Annotated in this window: 1 rRNA gene (only partly in view); it reads left to right on the top strand. The window is 56.2% G+C overall.

Going from position 1 to position 1851, the window contains the following annotated elements:
• Positions 1–1829 (top strand): 23S ribosomal RNA (locus ABT025_RS39185) (it extends 1371 nt beyond the left edge of the window).
• The last annotated feature ends 22 nt before the right edge of the window (positions 1830–1851 follow it).

Genomic DNA, 1851 nt, shown 5'->3' with positions numbered 1-1851 from the left:
TGGGATGGGTAGGGGAGCGTCGTGTGCCGGGTGAAGCAGCCGCGGAAGCGAGTTGTGGACGGTTCACGAGTGAGAATGCAGGCATGAGTAGCGATACACACGTGAGAAACGTGTGCGCCGATTGACTAAGGGTTCCTGGGTCAAGCTGATCTGCCCAGGGTAAGTCGGGACCTAAGGCGAGGCCGACAGGCGTAGTCGATGGACAACCGGTTGATATTCCGGTACCCGCTTTGAAACGCCCAATACTGAATCAGGCGATGCTAAGTCCGTGAAGCCGGCCCGATCTCTTCGGAGTTGAGGGTAGTGGTGGAGCCGACGAACCAGACTTGTACTAGGTAAGCGATGGGGTGACGCAGGAAGGTAGTCCAGCCCGGGCGGTGGTAGTCCCGGGGTAAGGGTGTAGGCCGTGTGGTAGGCAAATCCGTCACACATTAAGGCTGAGACCTGATGCCGAGCCGATTGTGGTGAAGTGGATGATCCTATGCTGTCGAGAAAAGCCTCTAGCGAGTTTCATGGCGGCCCGTACCCTAAACCGACTCAGGTGGTCAGGTAGAGAATACCGAGGCGTTCGGGTGAACTATGGTTAAGGAACTCGGCAAAATGCCCCCGTAACTTCGGGAGAAGGGGGGCCATCACTGGTGATTGGATTTACTCCATGAGCTGGGGGTGGCCGCAGAGACCAGCGAGAAGCGACTGTTTACTAAAAACACAGGTCCGTGCGAAGCCGTAAGGCGATGTATACGGACTGACGCCTGCCCGGTGCTGGAACGTTAAGGGGACCGGTTAGCTGACTTTCGGGTCGGCGAAGCTGAGAACTTAAGCGCCAGTAAACGGCGGTGGTAACTATAACCATCCTAAGGTAGCGAAATTCCTTGTCGGGTAAGTTCCGACCTGCACGAATGGCGTAACGACTTCTCGACTGTCTCAACCATAGGCCCGGTGAAATTGCACTACGAGTAAAGATGCTCGTTTCGCGCAGCAGGACGGAAAGACCCCGGGACCTTTACTATAGTTTGATATTGGTGTTCGGTTCGGCTTGTGTAGGATAGGTGGGAGACTTTGAAGCGGCCACGCCAGTGGTTGTGGAGTCGTCGTTGAAATACCACTCTGGTCGTGCTGGATGTCTAACCTGGGTCCGTGATCCGGATCAGGGACAGTGTCTGATGGGTAGTTTAACTGGGGCGGTTGCCTCCTAAAGAGTAACGGAGGCGCCCAAAGGTTCCCTCAGCCTGGTTGGCAATCAGGTGTTGAGTGTAAGTGCACAAGGGAGCTTGACTGTGAGACCGACGGGTCGAGCAGGGACGAAAGTCGGGACTAGTGATCCGGCAGTGGCTTGTGGAAGCGCTGTCGCTCAACGGATAAAAGGTACCCCGGGGATAACAGGCTGATCTTCCCCAAGAGTCCATATCGACGGGATGGTTTGGCACCTCGATGTCGGCTCGTCGCATCCTGGGGCTGGAGTCGGTCCCAAGGGTTGGGCTGTTCGCCCATTAAAGCGGTACGCGAGCTGGGTTTAGAACGTCGTGAGACAGTTCGGTCCCTATCCGCTGTGCGCGTAGGAATATTGAGAAGGGCTGTCCCTAGTACGAGAGGACCGGGACGGACGAACCTCTGGTGTGCCAGTTGTCCTGCCAAGGGCATGGCTGGTTGGCTACGTTCGGAAAGGATAACCGCTGAAAGCATCTAAGCGGGAAGCCTGCTTCGAGATGAGTATTCCCACCCTCTTGAAGGGTTAAGGCTCCCAGTAGACGACTGGGTTGATAGGCCAGATGTGGAAGCCCGGTAACGGGTGGAGCTGACTGGTACTAATAGGCCGAGGGCTTGTCCTCAGTTGCTCGCGTCCACTGTGTT

Source organism: Streptomyces sp. NPDC002809, assembly GCF_040295435.1.
Classification (GTDB): domain Bacteria; phylum Actinomycetota; class Actinomycetes; order Streptomycetales; family Streptomycetaceae; genus Streptomyces.
This window is presented reverse-complemented; position numbering and strand designations above follow the sequence as displayed.